The sequence below is a fragment of the Mycobacterium sp. ITM-2016-00316 genome, from assembly GCF_002968335.2.
In the GTDB taxonomy this organism is placed as follows: Bacteria; Actinomycetota; Actinomycetes; order Mycobacteriales; family Mycobacteriaceae; genus Mycobacterium.
In genome coordinates, this window is sequence record NZ_CP134398.1 from 889,182 (window position 1) to 902,710 (window position 13,529).

Annotated in this window: 17 protein-coding genes and 3 tRNA genes; 14 read left to right on the top strand and 6 right to left on the bottom strand. The window is 66.1% G+C overall.

Translation table 11 applies throughout. The annotated features are described in order from the left end of the window. Window positions 1–198: 198 nt before the first annotated feature. From C6A86_RS04240 to C6A86_RS04265, 6 genes are all read right to left on the bottom strand, one after another. Window positions 199–969 carry a hypothetical protein gene (locus C6A86_RS04240; RefSeq protein ID WP_105365331.1) on the bottom strand — a complete coding sequence of 257 codons (771 nt, stop codon included), beginning with the start codon at window positions 967–969 and terminating at the stop codon, window positions 199–201. A 222-nt stretch (window positions 970–1,191) separates the two neighbouring features. Continuing rightward, window positions 1,192–1,905: a crotonase/enoyl-CoA hydratase family protein gene (locus C6A86_RS04245; RefSeq protein WP_105365332.1), complete on the bottom strand. Its 714-nt coding sequence runs from the start codon at window positions 1,903–1,905 to the stop codon at window positions 1,192–1,194. Window positions 1,906–1,916: 11 nt separating this feature from the next. Then, entirely contained in the window at window positions 1,917–2,768 is an 852-nt protein-coding gene (locus C6A86_RS04250) for a hypothetical protein (protein WP_105365333.1), read from the bottom strand. A 91-nt stretch (window positions 2,769–2,859) separates the two neighbouring features. Then, window positions 2,860–3,726, bottom strand: a complete 867-nt coding sequence (locus C6A86_RS04255) for a DUF2235 domain-containing protein (RefSeq protein ID WP_105365358.1) — start codon at window positions 3,724–3,726, stop codon at window positions 2,860–2,862. A 199-nt stretch (window positions 3,727–3,925) separates the two neighbouring features. Further along, window positions 3,926–4,987, bottom strand: coding sequence for a DUF4352 domain-containing protein (locus tag C6A86_RS04260; protein WP_105365334.1), 1,062 nt, complete (start codon window positions 4,985–4,987; stop codon window positions 3,926–3,928). 100 nt (window positions 4,988–5,087) lie between these two features. Beyond that, a complete protein-coding gene (locus tag C6A86_RS04265; RefSeq protein WP_105365335.1) occupies window positions 5,088–5,807 on the bottom strand; it encodes an MBL fold metallo-hydrolase in 720 nt (239 codons plus the stop codon). 129 nt (window positions 5,808–5,936) lie between these two features. Between C6A86_RS04265 and C6A86_RS04270 the strand changes: the two genes are divergently transcribed. The 14 genes from C6A86_RS04270 (at window position 5,937) to rplA (ending at window position 13,400) form a co-directional block, all read left to right on the top strand. Then, complete coding sequence (locus C6A86_RS04270) at window positions 5,937–6,386, top strand: Rrf2 family transcriptional regulator (RefSeq protein ID WP_105365336.1); 450 nt, start codon at window positions 5,937–5,939, stop codon at window positions 6,384–6,386. Continuing rightward, entirely contained in the window at window positions 6,383–7,519 is a 1,137-nt protein-coding gene (locus tag C6A86_RS04275; RefSeq protein WP_105365337.1) for a globin domain-containing protein, read from the top strand. Before C6A86_RS04270 ends, C6A86_RS04275 begins: the two co-directional genes overlap by 4 nt. A 198-nt stretch (window positions 7,520–7,717) precedes the next feature. Next, window positions 7,718–8,560: a hypothetical protein gene (locus tag C6A86_RS04280; protein WP_105365338.1), complete on the top strand. Its 843-nt coding sequence runs from the start codon at window positions 7,718–7,720 to the stop codon at window positions 8,558–8,560. 263 nt (window positions 8,561–8,823) lie between these two features. Continuing rightward, window positions 8,824–8,896: transfer RNA gene (locus C6A86_RS04285), tRNA-Thr, on the top strand. 37 nt (window positions 8,897–8,933) lie between these two features. Beyond that, window positions 8,934–9,007: transfer RNA gene (locus C6A86_RS04290), tRNA-Met, on the top strand. Window positions 9,008–9,034: 27 nt separating this feature from the next. After that, window positions 9,035–9,202, top strand: a complete 168-nt coding sequence (gene rpmG, locus C6A86_RS04295; protein ID WP_023985310.1) for a 50S ribosomal protein L33 — start codon at window positions 9,035–9,037, stop codon at window positions 9,200–9,202. Window positions 9,203–9,211: 9 nt separating this feature from the next. Next, window positions 9,212–9,688, top strand: a complete 477-nt coding sequence (hadA, locus tag C6A86_RS04300) for a (3R)-hydroxyacyl-ACP dehydratase subunit HadA (protein WP_105365339.1) — start codon at window positions 9,212–9,214, stop codon at window positions 9,686–9,688. Continuing rightward, the gene (hadB, locus tag C6A86_RS04305) at window positions 9,675–10,103 is read left to right on the top strand and encodes a (3R)-hydroxyacyl-ACP dehydratase subunit HadB (RefSeq protein ID WP_105365340.1); all 429 of its coding nucleotides are present in this window, start codon (window positions 9,675–9,677) and stop codon (window positions 10,101–10,103) included. The genes hadA and hadB overlap by 14 nt, the downstream gene beginning before the upstream one ends. A 1-nt stretch (window position 10,104) precedes the next feature. Further along, window positions 10,105–10,614 (top strand): (3R)-hydroxyacyl-ACP dehydratase subunit HadC, encoded by a 510-nt coding sequence (hadC, locus tag C6A86_RS04310; protein WP_105365341.1) that lies wholly within the window; start codon window positions 10,105–10,107, stop codon window positions 10,612–10,614. Between the two features lie 134 nt (window positions 10,615–10,748). After that, window positions 10,749–10,821 (top strand) — tRNA-Trp (locus tag C6A86_RS04315). A gap of 68 nt (window positions 10,822–10,889) precedes the next feature. Continuing rightward, the gene (secE, locus tag C6A86_RS04320) at window positions 10,890–11,333 is read left to right on the top strand and encodes a preprotein translocase subunit SecE (RefSeq protein WP_158263317.1); all 444 of its coding nucleotides are present in this window, start codon (window positions 10,890–10,892) and stop codon (window positions 11,331–11,333) included. Window positions 11,334–11,363: 30 nt separating this feature from the next. After that, entirely contained in the window at window positions 11,364–12,140 is a 777-nt protein-coding gene (gene nusG, locus C6A86_RS04325; protein WP_105365343.1) for a transcription termination/antitermination protein NusG, read from the top strand. A gap of 52 nt (window positions 12,141–12,192) precedes the next feature. Beyond that, on the top strand, window positions 12,193–12,621 hold the full coding sequence (rplK, locus tag C6A86_RS04330; protein WP_105365344.1) for a 50S ribosomal protein L11: 429 nt from the start codon (window positions 12,193–12,195) through the stop codon (window positions 12,619–12,621). A gap of 65 nt (window positions 12,622–12,686) precedes the next feature. Beyond that, window positions 12,687–13,400 carry a 50S ribosomal protein L1 gene (gene rplA / locus C6A86_RS04335; protein WP_105365345.1) on the top strand — a complete coding sequence of 238 codons (714 nt, stop codon included), beginning with the start codon at window positions 12,687–12,689 and terminating at the stop codon, window positions 13,398–13,400. Window positions 13,401–13,529 lie beyond the last annotated feature (129 nt).

The window sequence follows — 13,529 nt, forward strand, 5'->3', positions numbered from 1 at the left end:
CCCGGGGAGTGCCCAGCCATCGGACCCTCACGACATGCGCCTAGCAAAAATTGACGTAGCTGATAGTAAGCCCGGCCGCGATCCTTTGTGGCCGAATGCCGTCCCGATCGCAGACGTGATTGTGCTTGCTGAATCGGCACGACAAGCTCGACGAGGCCACTCGATCGAAGTTTGCTAAGCCATACCTAAGTGGTTACGTCAGGCAGGGCTGCGCAGTGTCTGAACCATCTCGTTGATGACATCGGACTTCGGGGAGGCGGTGGCGCCCTCGCGCAACGAGATCAAAAAGACCACGGAGCCCTCCACGTTGGGCACCGTGGTGACGACCATGCTGTGCAACGCGTTCGGCCCGTTGCAGTCGTCGGCGGCGATGCCGGTCACCGTGGCCACCACCTGCACCGCGGGACGCGTCCCGATGGTGAAGTCACGAACTGTGCCCAACTCGACGTTCGGCACCGTCTCGCCCTGGGTGTATATCGGTGCCACCAGAGCCGATTCCTCGTCCAGGGCGGCCCGGATATCCGGATTCTTGGACCCGGCGACGCCCGACATCGCCAGGTTCTGCTTCGGGCATGCGGGGTTGGAGACGGTGGCCACCGCGCCGAGTTCCCGGATGACGCACTGACCTGCGGGGCAGGGCTTGGCCCAGCCCGATCGGACACCGCATTCCGCGACGGTCCAATCCGGCGGAGCGGCGTAGGCCAAGCCAAACCGATTGATCGCCGCGTGCCATCCCGGCTGGGAACCCTCGTCGACGGATGCGGTGTAGCCGTCGCAGCTCATCGAGGAACTGACGACGCCGTCGTCCGGGCTCGATGGGACCGGCGGAGGTGCGGATTGAACCGTTGCCGACGCAGACGTCGACGATGCGGCCGGGCTGTCGGAGGTGTCGTTGCTGAACTGCTTGATCACGACCACCGACAGCACCACGATGACGACCACTGCAATCACCAGGGCGACCCACAGCAACGTCGTACGGTGCGGCTGCGGTTGGTTCTCTCCGGGGGGTCTGGAGCCTGGCGTGGGGTAGTTCAACGGGCCCTCTCCGTCGGTGCGGTCGCGTGGGGGCCTCACCATTTTGTGTGTCGGTGATTATTCAACGTCGATCGTTTTCTGGCTCGAGAGTTTGCGATTTGCTCCCGAACTGCCGACCGGGTCGGTGGAGGACGGCGGACCCGCCTGGCCCCAAAATCAGCTCAGCGACATCTTGAACTCGGCCGCCAGCCCGTCGATCCCGGCCTGGATCGCCTCCAGCGCCGACGAGCGGGCCTTCAGCTTGCTGGCCACGTGCGCCTTCAGGTGCAGCGTCCCGGCATATTCCGCGGCGACCTCCTGGGCCCGCGACAGCACCGCCTCGCGCTCCACGATCTCGTCGAGCCAGCCGGCGGAGATCGCCGCGTCCCCGGCGAACACCGCGGCCACCGACACCGCCCGCGAGAACGCCGCAGCCGTCAGCCGCGCCCGCATGATCTCCAGCGCCGCCAGCGGCAGCGTCATCCCGATCACGACCTCGTTGGCCTGGCAGCGCGATCGCTCCGACCCCACCCGATGGTCACCACTGAGCAGCAGAAAGGACCCCATCGCGATCGCGGGCCCGGTCGCGGCCATCACCACCGGCGCCGGGAACGTCAGCGTCCGGATTGCCAATTCGAAACCGCCGGAGAGCATCCCGTGCCCGGCGTCCGCGTCACCGGAGGCGAATACGCTCAGGTCGAATCCGCCGCTGAACACCCGATCGTTGCCGGCCAGCACCACGGCCTTGACCGTGCCCGCGGCGATATCGGTCTCGGCCTGATCCAGAGCGGCATTGATGGAGGCCTGCATCGCCGGCGACAACGCGTTGACCTTGCCGTCGTCGAGCGTGATGGTCGCGACGGCTTCGTGAGCGGCGTAAGTGGCGGTCATGGGCCCGGATGTTACGGAGCGCGGTGCTTGATTCCGATGGCGGGGCTGGAGTGGTGTCGCCCGTTGGACGCTTCCTGCGCAACCTGTTCCTGGCCGATCCACGGGAACTCCAGCTCGGCAGTCTCATCGGATTGCCGCGTCCGCCAACGGTCCTGCGTCTCGCGCACCGCCCGATTCATCCGGTCGATCTCGGCCCGGAACACCTCGGGCTGGGTCTCCTTGGAGGCGTAGTGGAAATAGGTCAGCACGCTGCGCAGCAGTTCCAGCTTCTGCTTCTCCCGCTTGGCCAGATCGTGGGTCGTCATCAGCTCGAGGCGCTGCACCGGCTGCAGTGTCGCCCAGTCCAGCACCACGTCGGCATCGAACTCACGGCCCTTACCGCCGGCGGGCCGGTCCCCGTAACGCACCGTGCCCTCGAACCGGGCCCGGATCTGCCCGCCGAACTCCTCGCGGCTGATCGCCGAATCCCACACAGTTCGCCACTCCTGCCCCGGCGCGAGCTGAATGAGTTCGCTGGGCAACCGGAGTTCGGCGATCTCGGGCAGCCCGTCCTCGCGAGAGTCCTCGTAGCGGCCGACCGTCAGCGGATGCGTGAACTCGAACCTGATGTTGTGCGCCGCGGACTTCCCGAAGTTGCGCACCACGAGTTCGATGACATGCCAGTCCGCGGGATGCGGCTCCATGTAGACCACCACGTGTGGCCGCAGCTCATCGCTCTTGATCAGGCGATTCCGCTTGAGCGCACGCGCGGTGAACAGCAGGGCGCTCAGCCCGAGTGCCAGCCCCGCCCACGCTGCGATCGTCAGCCATCCGGCCGACCCCAGGCCGCTCAGATCGGCCCACCGATCCCTAAACCATTCCACCGCGACCTCACCTGATCATCCGATTGCGCCTCGGACATTAGCGCTTCGCTGGTGATCGCGTAAACCGCAACGCGCGGTTTAGCTGGTGAGCTCAGGACGCCGCGGCGAGCGCCCTCGGCCGCAGTGGCGGGGCCGAGGTGCCGGCCATCAAGCGCTCCCCGCGGTCCAGCCAGTCCTGATCGGCCCATTCGACCTGGGCCGGAAGCCGGCGCCAGTACCGCGGATGCGCCCGCACATGCATCTGGACGCTGGCGTGCACGACGGCATCGGCCGGCAACCGGCGCAGCCCCACGTTCAGCGCCGAGCTTTCCGGCTCGGCATGCACCGACGGAGTGCGGTCCAGCCGCAGCCCGGCCCGCTCGGCGCCGTCGAGCATCCACTCCAGCGTCAGCGGGCTGGAGACGATGTCGCGGTGCGATCCGCGGAACCACACCTCGTCCACGCCCTCGACGCGCTGCAGGTTCGGCGCGCCGTCGATGGCCACGGCGTGGCGGCCGGCGATGACGTTGACCGGCCCGGCCGTCCCGCGGATGCGGGTGGCATCCCACAACCCCAGGAAACGCACCGGCAGCGTGATGTCGTCGTGCTCGGCCAGTCCGGCGGCGACCTCGGTGACGTGCCGCCATTCCTGTGCGGTGCGCGAGGTCCGCGGCAGTGCGTAGGTGGCCAGCATGTAGCTGCGCAGATCGCCGTCGAGCACACCGATGGTGCCCAGCAGGCGGGTCAGCGCCTGAGCGCAGGCCGCGCCGCTACCGGCCCCGAAGACATAGACATCGTCACCGGGATGCCAGTGATCGACCAGGTGCGTGTAGGCGGCGGCGACCGATGCGCGGGCATCTTCGGGTCGGCTGTTGGTGTACTGCCGCCAGCCGAACTGTCCGCCCTGATCGACGAGCCGGAAGAGCGTTGTGGCATTGCTTTCCCCAGAGTGGTCGAAACACAACACGATGTTCTTCATGGCCACCCCCCGCGCTACTCCGCAAACTGACGCTAGCGAACAATTCTGCCAACATCGCCCTGGTACTGCTAGGGCGTAATCTCGCTGAAGGCTGAGTCTTCGTCAACGAAATCCGGCGTCAAAAGGCTACCTGGCGACGGAATCGGTTGTCTATCCGCCAAATGGCGTACAGCGTCAATTGTTTGCAAGCAACGAAGGCTCAGGAAAGAGGCAGAACCGCGCCCGGGCTGGCCAGGTCACCGTGGACCTCCAGGGACTCCGGAGCGGTACCGGGCGGCACGTCGTAGGCGAAGGCGACATCGACCGGTTGGCCGGGGTACAGCACCGCCGAGATGCCGCCGAGGTAGAACGTGCTCTCGGTTTCGGTGTTGAAGGTCTGCCCGCCGGCGTTGAGTACCTGCTGGTCGGCGAGGAACGTGGCGGGCAGTTCACCGTTGTTGAGCAATGTCAGGCGTACGACGACGAACTCGCCGGAGGCCGTCTTGGTGAGCAGCTCGTTGTCGGCGGCCGAGACCGTCGGGGTGATCTCCACGCCGTTGCTGGTGATCGCGACGTCGCCGTCGGAGACCTGTCCGCCGGCGCCGATGACCTCGCCCTCGGCGGTCCCGGCCGGGTCGGTGGAATCCGTTGCCGGTGCCGTCGTCCCAGCAGTCTCGGAGGTCTCCTCAGCCCCGGTGGCCTCAGTGGAATTGGTGCCGGGGTCGGCGAAGGCGAACGCCCACACCAGCACTGCGACCAGGACGGCCAACAGCCCGCCGACACCGATGAGATAGCCCTTCAGCGGACCGGAAGAACCGGCCTCGGTCGGCGGTGCGGTGGTGGCGAACGCCACGGGCTCGGTCGGGGGCGTCGGCACCGCCGCGGCGGGCGGCTCGGGCAGCTGCACGACGGCGGTGGGCTGATCCTGCTCGACGAGTTCGACGACGGTCGTCGGCTCATCCGCGGACACCTCCGTCTCTTCGGCGGGCGCGGGTTCGACCTCGTCGACGACGGGTTCCTCGGGCTCCGGTGCCGCGTCGGCCTCGGGAGTCTCGACCTCACTGACGGGCTCGGCCTTTCCGGCCTCGTCCCAGGACGGCATCGTCATGTCCTCGGGCCACGGCGGCAGTTCGCTCGGCCAGGCCGACGTCTCTTCGGTGGACGCAGACGGCTCGGTGGCGTCGGGCCCGTGATCGCTCCACGCGGCACCGTCCCAATAGCGTTGACCTCCGGATCCGTCGGGATCTGGGTACCAGCCGGCCGTGGTCGGCGGTGTCGTCATGCGGGGTTTCCTCCCTATGTGCGCCACCGGGGCGCTGTGACCTCGCAGAATAGTCCAGGCGCAGGTATGCCGCGAGAGTATTGCGGGTCGAGCGGCGCGCTCAGCCGCCCATCAGCATGCGCCACTGGTCCAGATTGCTGGCGCGGTAGACGTAATTGGAGCGCTTCACATCCGAGAGCGGGGCGCTCGGCTCCGCGGAGTACCAGTGGCCTGGGAAGACCGTCGGATCGCCCGACAGCGTCGACAGCGACTGCAGGCTGCGGAACATGTCGTCGACGTTGCCGCCCGGGAAGTCGGTGCGTCCGCAGCCCTCCAGGAACAGCGTGTCCCCGGCGACCAGTCGGCCGTCGAGCAGGAAGCACTGGCTGCCCGGGGTGTGCCCGGGGGTGTGCAGCAGTTCGATGTCGATATCGCCGACGTTGACCTTGTCGCCGTGCTCATGTGCGGTCAGATCGCTCATCGCGATCCCGGTGACCTGTGAAACCCATTCGGCCTCAAGTGAATTCACGTGCACCGGCACGCTCACCCGCTCCAGCAGCTCGGCCACGCCGGCCAGCGTGAAGCCCATCATGGTGCCGCCGACATGGTCGGGGTGGTGGTGGCTGACCAGCACCCCGGACAGCCGCATGCCGTCGGCCTCGAGCGCGTCGACCAGTTCGCCTGCCGAATACGCCGGGTCGACCACCACCGCGTCACCGGTCTCCCGGTCGCCGATCAGGTAGGCGAAATTGCGCATCTGCTGGGCAATCGGATCGGCGGCCGCGAAATCGCGGCCCGAGAGCAGCTGGCGGAAGTACAGGCGATCTGCGTCGGAAGCCATGCGCAACACCTTATGGGTACGCGTCGTACCGCTCATAACCGCAGGTCTAAAAACCGCACGTCAGCGCGTGTTTGACGGCACAGGCGCCAAATCTGGTATTTCAGATGCAGGATTACTAGCGTCACAGCCATGCAACTCACCCGGTTCACCGATCTGGGGCTGCGCACCATGATGCTGCTGGCCGCGGGCGACGCGGCCGATCGCCGCATCACCACCCGAACCATCGCCGTCGGCGCCGACGCCTCCGAGCATCACATCGCCAAGGCCGTCGCGCGCCTGGCCGACCTCGGCATGGTCAACGCCCGGCGCGGACGGGTGGGCGGGCTGTCGCTGACCGAGGCCGGCCGCACCGTGTCGCTGGGCTGGCTGGTGCGCCGACTCGAAGGCGACGCCGAGGTCATCGACTGCGCCGGCGGCGCCACCCCGTGCCCGCTGATCGCCGGGTGCCGGCTGCGCCGCGTGCTGGCCGAGGCCAAAGAGGCCTTCTACCGCGAACTCGACAACCACACGCTCCAAGACCTGACCGGTGGCGGCTTGCTGCCGGTCGTGACTCTCCCGCTCGAAAGGACCACTCGATGACCGTCACCACCCCCGCACAGGACCTGGAACCCGCCCATGCCGAAATGATCACGGCCACGCTGCCGTTGGTCGGGGCCAATATCGACGCGATCACCCGGGAGTTCTACCGGCGGCTCTTCGAGGCGCACCCGTCGCTGCTGCGCAATCTGTTCAACCGGGGCAATCAGGCCCAGGGCGCTCAGCAGCGCGCACTGGCGGCGTCCATCGCGACCTTCGCGACGCATCTGGTGAATCCGGACCTGCCGCATCCGGCCGAGCTGCTGTCGCGGATCGGGCACAAGCACGCGTCGCTGGGCATCACCGCCGACCAGTACCCGATCGTGCACGAGCACCTGTTCGCCGCGATCGTGCAGGTGCTGGGCGCCGAGACCGTCACCGCCGAGGTCGCCGAGGCCTGGGACCGCGTCTACTGGATCATGGCGCAGACGCTGATCGACATGGAGCGTGCGCTCTATGAAGAGGCCGGGGTGGCCGCCGGTGATGTCTATCGGCGCGGGCGGGTCACGGGCCGGGTCGACGATCCGTCCGGGGTGGTCCTGGTGACCGTCGGCGGCCTCGATGCCGATTTCGAGCCGGGGCAGTACGTGTCGGTCGGGGTGACGCTGCCCGACGGCGCCCGCCAGTTGCGGCAGTACAGCCTGGTCAATGCTCCCGGCGGCGGTGAGCTGACCTTCGCGGTCAAACCGGCCGGTGAGGTGTCGGACTGGATCCGGGACCACCTGCATGTCGGTGACCTGATCGACGTGACCGTCCCGTTCGGTGATCTGCCCGCCCCGCAGCCGGGTGTCCCGCTGGTGCTCATCTCGGCGGGCATCGGCATCACCCCGATGCTCGGCATCCTGGAAGCGCTGCCGGCCGACGCGCGGGTGCAGGTGCTGCACGCCGACCGCAGCCAAGCGACCCACCCGCTGCGGGAACGTCAGCGCGAACTCGTCGAGAAGCTGCCCAACGCGACCCTGCAGCTCTGGTACGAGGACCTGATGTCGTTGGACGGGGTCGAGTTGCCCGCCGACGCCGAGGTCTACCTGTGCGGCAACGACGGCTTCGTGCGCGCGGTGCGCGACCAGCTGCTCGCGCGCGGAGTGACCCGGGTGCACTGCGAGCTGTTCAGCCCGAACGACTGGCTGCTGTAGTTCGGTGTACGTGGCTTCAGCTTCGTGACGATGCCTGTCGCGGAACTGAAGCCACGTACGACTCGGCGCCGATTTTCGTACCGGGGTTCAGCCGCACCGGGGTTCTCGACGCGAAACTGAAACTACGTAGTCGGGAGTTATCCACAGGAGCCCAGTCCAGGGGCTGTTTTCGCGGGCAGCACGTGCCAGCATCCCGTCATGGGGGTCGTGATCGGCAGTGAAGCGTTGGCGGCAGGCACAGTGACGCGGCACGAGTTGCGGACGCGATATCGACGGATGCTCCCTGATGTCTACGGCCCGCCGAACCCGTCCATTCGGGATCGGGCGGGTGGAGCGTGGTTGTGGTCGAGGCGCCGCGGGGTGATCGCGGGCGTCGCGGCGTCGGCGCTGCACTACGCCAAGTGGGTCGACGATGACGTCCCGATCGAGATGCTGTGGCGCAACACCCATCCGCCGAAGGGGCTGATCGTCCGTAACGAGGCGTGGGCCGAAGATGAGGTGACGACAGTCGCCGGTATCAGAGTCACGACGCGTGCCCGGACGATCTTCGACCTCGGCCGGCATCTTGAGCGCGATGCGGCGGTGGCCCGGATCGATGCCCTGCTCAATCGCGGAAAGGTGACGATCGACGACGTGCTGCCCTTGATCACCCGTTATCCCTGTGCCCGTGGGATGCCTTGTCTGAGGACGGCGCTCGGTCTGGTCGACGCCGGCGCGGACTCGCCCCGCGAGACCCGGCTCCGGCTGGCGTTGACGGACGCAGGTATGCGGCCGACTGGCACGCAGATCGTCGTGCGTGACACCCGGGGACGCATCATCGCCAAGGTTGACATGGGCTGGGAGGACCTCAAGATCGCCGTGCAGTACGACGGCGGACACCACCAGACCGATCGCGTGACCTACGTCCGCGACCAGAAGGTCAATCGGGATCTGGCGGCGTTGGGCTGGATCGTCATCCGGGTGATCGCCGAGGACTCCGACGCCGACGCTGTCGGCCGCGTCGCCGCCGCGTTGTACAGCCGCGGGTGGCGTGCCGCGTGAGGACGTGGTTTCAGCCAGGACCGGGGAGGTCGGTGGTTGGCTGACGTCAGGTAGGCCAGACGGCCTATTTGCCTACCTGGCTTCCGGAAGGGTGCGGCCTCGCCTAGTTGACTGAACTGACGTACGCCGGTGCACCATCTGGGTGGGCAGGCTCGCGGCCACTGCGAAGAGCGCCCAAAAATGAGCCACAGACCAGCCGTTTTGGAGCCGGGAACAGGGAGAATGTACCCTCTTTAAGGCCCTACGGCCGCAGATGGTGCAAGGCCCCCTTAGCTCAGTCGGTAGAGCGTTTCCATGGTAAGGAAAAGGTCAACGGTTCGATTCCGTTAGGGGGCTCGGTAGACGCTCGGCGAAACACCGCCGCGTCGATCGGGGCGGTGTAGCTCAGCTGGTTAGAGCGCACGACTCATAATCGTGAGGTCGGGAGATCGAGCCTCCCCACCGCTACAGGTAGAACAACGAGAGGCAAGAGACGTGGCGTCGAGTACCGACGTACGGCCGAAGATCACTTTGGCCTGCGAGGTGTGCAAGCACCGTAACTACATCACCAAGAAGAACCGGCGGAACGATCCCGATCGCCTCGAGATCAAGAAGTTCTGCCCGAACTGTGGTCACCACCAGCCCCACAAAGAGTCGCGCTAGCCCCTAGTCGTGACACTGTCGGAGAAAATCGTCGGGATGCACTACCGCTATCCCGACGCCTACGAGGTGGGCCGCGAGAAGATCCGCGAGCACGCCATCGCCGTCAAGAACGATGATGATTTCTACTTCGATGAGGCTGTCGCCGCCGAGCTCGGGCATGACTCGCTGCCGGCGCCGCTGACATTCATCTGCATCTTCGGATTGACGGCGCAGTTGGCGTTCTTCGACAGCGCGAACATCGGTATTCACGACGCTCAGATCGTCCAGGTCGATCAGGAGCTGAAGTTCCGCCGGCCCATTCGGGCGGGGGACAAACTGTATTGCGACGTCTACGTGGACTCGGTCCGGCAGGCACACGGCACCGACATCATCGTCACCAGGAACGTCATCACCAACCACAGCGGTGACGTCGTGCAGGAGGCCCGGACGACCCTCGCGGGACGTTCGGGCGACGGAGAAGAGGGCTTTTCAGATGGCACTGCGTGAGTTCAGTTCGGTAAGCGTCGGCGACACCCTTCCGGAGAAGGTGGTCCCGCTGACCCGTCAGGACCTGGTCAACTATGCCGGCGTTTCCGGCGACCTGAACCCCATCCACTGGGACGACGAGATCGCCAAGCAGGTCGGCCTCGACACCGCGATCGCGCACGGGATGCTCACCATGGGTCTCGGCGGCGGCTACGTGACCTCCTGGGTCGGCGACCCGGCCGCAGTGACCGAGTACAACGTCCGCTTCACCGCCGTGGTGCCGGTGCCCAACGACGGTGTCGGAGCCGAGATCGTGTTCAACGGTCGCGTGAAATCGGTTGAGCCCGAATCCAAGACCGTGACGATCGCGATCTCCGCCACCACCGGCGGCAAGAAGATCTTCGGCCGCGCCATCGCGACCGCGAAGCTGGCCTGACATGGCGTTGAAGGCAGACATCCTCGGGATGGTCTACAAGTACCCCGAGGTCTTCGTGGTGGGCCGTGAGCAGGTCAGGCAATTCGCGCTCGCGGTGAAGTCTCCCGATCCGGCGTCGCTGCACGAAGAGGCCGCCGCCGAGCTGGGCCACGACACGCTGGTCGCCGGTCCCACGTTCGTCTCGATCGTGGCGCTGCTGGTGCAGCAGGACTTCTTCCGCAACGTCGACGTCGGCATGGAGACCATGCAGATCATCCAGGTCGACCAGCGCTTCGTGTACCACCGCCCGATCAAGGTCGGCGACCGTCTGCACGCCCAGCTGGAGATCAAGTCGGTCGAGAACCGCTTCAACGCCGACATCGTGGTGACCCGCAACGTGCTCACCGACGATGACGGCGGGATCATCATGGAGGCGTTCACCACGCTGATGGGCCACGAAGGCGACAACTCGGTGTCGGTGCGCTACGACCGCGAGACCGGACAGGTGCTCCGGGCAGCGGTAGGGGAGTAGCCAGCAGGGGATTAGTAACTCGCATGTGGGCCGATGTACACTCGGTCCTCGGGGTTTTCCCACTACAGCGCGCTGTCCGTCGGTTCGGAAATCGACCGATCGGAGAGCGCGCAGTTATGTGAAGCCTCGAACGAAGGGGCGTAGCTCAACTGGCAGAGCAGCGGTCTCCAAAACCGCAGGTTGCAGGTTCAAGTCCTGTCGCCCCTGCTCAACTGAATACTCGACAAGTGTGGACACTGGAAGGTGACCACACGTACACAGACGAAAGGCATGCGGTGAGCGACGATCAACCGCCTCTGGGGCCTTCGGCAGGCGAAGGGCCCGAGGACGGCCAGACGAGCGGTCCCGCCGCCGTTCCCGCCGGACCGCTGCGCCCCACCGGAAAGCGGTCGCGACGCACGGCAGCCGAACCGGCCGGAGGCGCCGTTGCGGTCTCCGATGCTGAGGACGCGGATGACGCCGGATCCGAGGACAAGCCGGCCAAGCGCACGAAACCGGCCAAGGCAGCGAAGACGGACGAGGGACGGGCCAATCCGTTCCAGTTCGTCTGGAACTACCTGAAGCAGGTCATCGGAGAACTGCGCAAGGTCATCTGGCCGAACCGCAAGCAGATGGTCACCTACACCACCGTGGTCTTGGTGTTCCTGGCCTTCATGGTGACGCTGATCGGATTCACCGACCTCGGGCTGGCCAAGCTCGTGGCGATCATCTTCGGCTGACCCGGGAAGTATGAGAGAGGACTGACAACCGTGACTAGCTTCGACGGCGTCTCAGATTCAACTGAGAACTCTGACGCCGACACGCCTGAGGGTGAAGCCGTCGTCGACGTGATCGACGAAACCGCCGCAACTCCGGAAGCCGACGAGGCTCCCGCGGCCGAGGCTGCCGAGGCCGAGGCTGAGGACGAGGATCCCGCGGTCGCGCTGAAGAAGGACCTGCGCACCCGTCCGGGCAACTGGTACGTCATCCACTCGTACGCCGGTTACGAGAACAAGGTGAAGGCGAACCTCGAGACCCGCGTGCAGAACCTCGACGTCGGCGACTACATCTTCCAGGTCGAGGTGCCCACCGAAGAGGTCACCGAGATCAAGAACGGCCAGCGCAAGCAGGTCAACCGCAAGGTCCTGCCGGGCTACATCCTGGTGCGCATGGAACTCAACGACGAGTCGTGGGGCGCGGTGCGTAACACCCCGGGTGTCACCGGCTTCGTCGGCGCGACGTCCAAGCCGTCCCCGCTGTCGCTGGACGACGTGGTGAAGTTCCTGCTGCCGCCGGCGGCGGCCAAGAAGCCCGCCAAGAGCACTTCCGGTGCCGCGGCATCGTCGGAGGCGACTCTGGAGCGTCCCGAGATCCTGGTCGACTTCGAGGTGGGCGAGTCCGTCACCGTCATGGACGGCCCGTTCGCGACGTTGCCTGCCTCGATCAGCGAGGTCAACGCCGAGCAGCAGAAGCTCAAGGTGCTGGTGTCGATCTTCGGTCGCGAGACACCGGTCGAGCTGACGTTCACGCAGGTCGCCAAGATTTAGTTTTCGGGCCCGGATATCGGCCGGGCCCATCGAGAGAAGGAAAAACCAGAGCATGGCCCCGAAGAAGAAGGTCGTCGGGTTGATCAAGCTCCAGATCCAGGCCGGGCAGGCCAACCCTGCTCCGCCCGTGGGTCCGGCGCTCGGCCAGCACGGCGTCAACATCATGGAATTCTGCAAGGCGTACAACGCCGCGACCGAGTCGCAGCGCGGGAACGTCATCCCCGTGGAGATCAGTGTCTACGAGGATCGCTCCTTCACGTTCGCCCTGAAGACCCCGCCCGCCGCCAAGCTGCTGCTCAAGGCCGCAGGCGTGCAGAAGGGTTCCGGCACCCCGCACACCACCAAGGTCGCCTCGGTGACCTGGGACCAGGTGCGTGAGATCGCCGAGACCAAGAAGGAAGACCTCAACGCCAACGACATCGACGCAGCCGCGAAGATCATCGCCGGCACCGCCCGGTCCATGGGCATCACGGTCAAGTAGTCAGAACGCGTGGGAGAGCCGGCTCGGCTCGCTAACCACCGTCCAGTAACAGGATTGGATTCACAATGAGCAAGAACAGCAAGGCTTACCGCGAAGCCGCCGAAAAGGTGGACCGCGACAATCTCTACACCCCTCTTGAGGCCGCCAAGTTGGCCAAGGAGACCTCCTCGAAGAAGCAGGACGCCACCGTCGAGGTTGCGGTCCGCTTGGGCGTGGACCCCCGCAAGGCAGACCAGATGGTGCGCGGCACCGTCAACCTGCCGCACGGCACCGGTAAGACGGCCCGTGTCGCGGTGTTCGCCGTGGGTGAGAAGGCCGAGCAGGCCGTCGCAGCAGGCGCCGATATCGTCGGCAGCGATGACCTGATCGAGAAGATCCAGGGCGGTTTCCTGGACTTCGACGCCGCGATCGCCACCCCCGACCAGATGGCCAAGGTCGGCCGCATCGCGCGTGTGCTCGGCCCGCGTGGTCTGATGCCCAACCCGAAGACCGGCACCGTGACCGCTGACGTCACCAAGGCCGTCAACGACATCAAGGGCGGCAAGATCAACTTCCGCGTCGACAAGCAGGCCAATCTGCACTTCGTGATCGGCAAGGCGTCCTTCGACGAGAAGGCGCTCGCCGAGAACTACGGTGCCGCGCTGGATGAGATCCTGCGGGCCAAGCCGTCGTCGTCGAAGGGGCGCTACGTCAAGAAGGTCACCGTCTCCACCACCACCGGCCCGGGCATCCCGGTCGACCCGGCGATCACCCGTAACTTCACGGAGGATCAGGTCTAGCCTGACCCAGAGTTTCAGCTTGATGCCCCCGCACCTTGGTGCGGGGGCATTTTGTTGGTGATGTGATGTGATCGCGCCGCCAGTGGGGCTAGCATTTTTTCACTCAGGCCGGCACAGCCTGTCCGCTCC

Coding starts and splice junctions, on each gene's coding strand:
- hadB (WP_105365340.1), top strand. CDS start 9,675: ATGGCACTGCGTGAGTTCAGTTCGGTAAGCGTCGGCGACACCCTTCCG.
- C6A86_RS04280 (WP_105365338.1), top strand. CDS start 7,718: ATGGGGGTCGTGATCGGCAGTGAAGCGTTGGCGGCAGGCACAGTGACG.
- rplK (WP_105365344.1), top strand. CDS start 12,193: ATGGCCCCGAAGAAGAAGGTCGTCGGGTTGATCAAGCTCCAGATCCAG.
- C6A86_RS04265 (WP_105365335.1), bottom strand. CDS start 5,807: ATGGCTTCCGACGCAGATCGCCTGTACTTCCGCCAGCTGCTCTCGGGC.
- C6A86_RS04245 (WP_105365332.1), bottom strand. CDS start 1,905: ATGACCGCCACTTACGCCGCTCACGAAGCCGTCGCGACCATCACGCTC.
- C6A86_RS04275 (WP_105365337.1), top strand. CDS start 6,383: ATGACCGTCACCACCCCCGCACAGGACCTGGAACCCGCCCATGCCGAA.
- rplA (WP_105365345.1), top strand. CDS start 12,687: ATGAGCAAGAACAGCAAGGCTTACCGCGAAGCCGCCGAAAAGGTGGAC.
- C6A86_RS04270 (WP_105365336.1), top strand. CDS start 5,937: ATGCAACTCACCCGGTTCACCGATCTGGGGCTGCGCACCATGATGCTG.
- C6A86_RS04260 (WP_105365334.1), bottom strand. CDS start 4,987: ATGACGACACCGCCGACCACGGCCGGCTGGTACCCAGATCCCGACGGA.
- hadC (WP_105365341.1), top strand. CDS start 10,105: ATGGCGTTGAAGGCAGACATCCTCGGGATGGTCTACAAGTACCCCGAG.
- C6A86_RS04255 (WP_105365358.1), bottom strand. CDS start 3,726: ATGAAGAACATCGTGTTGTGTTTCGACCACTCTGGGGAAAGCAATGCC.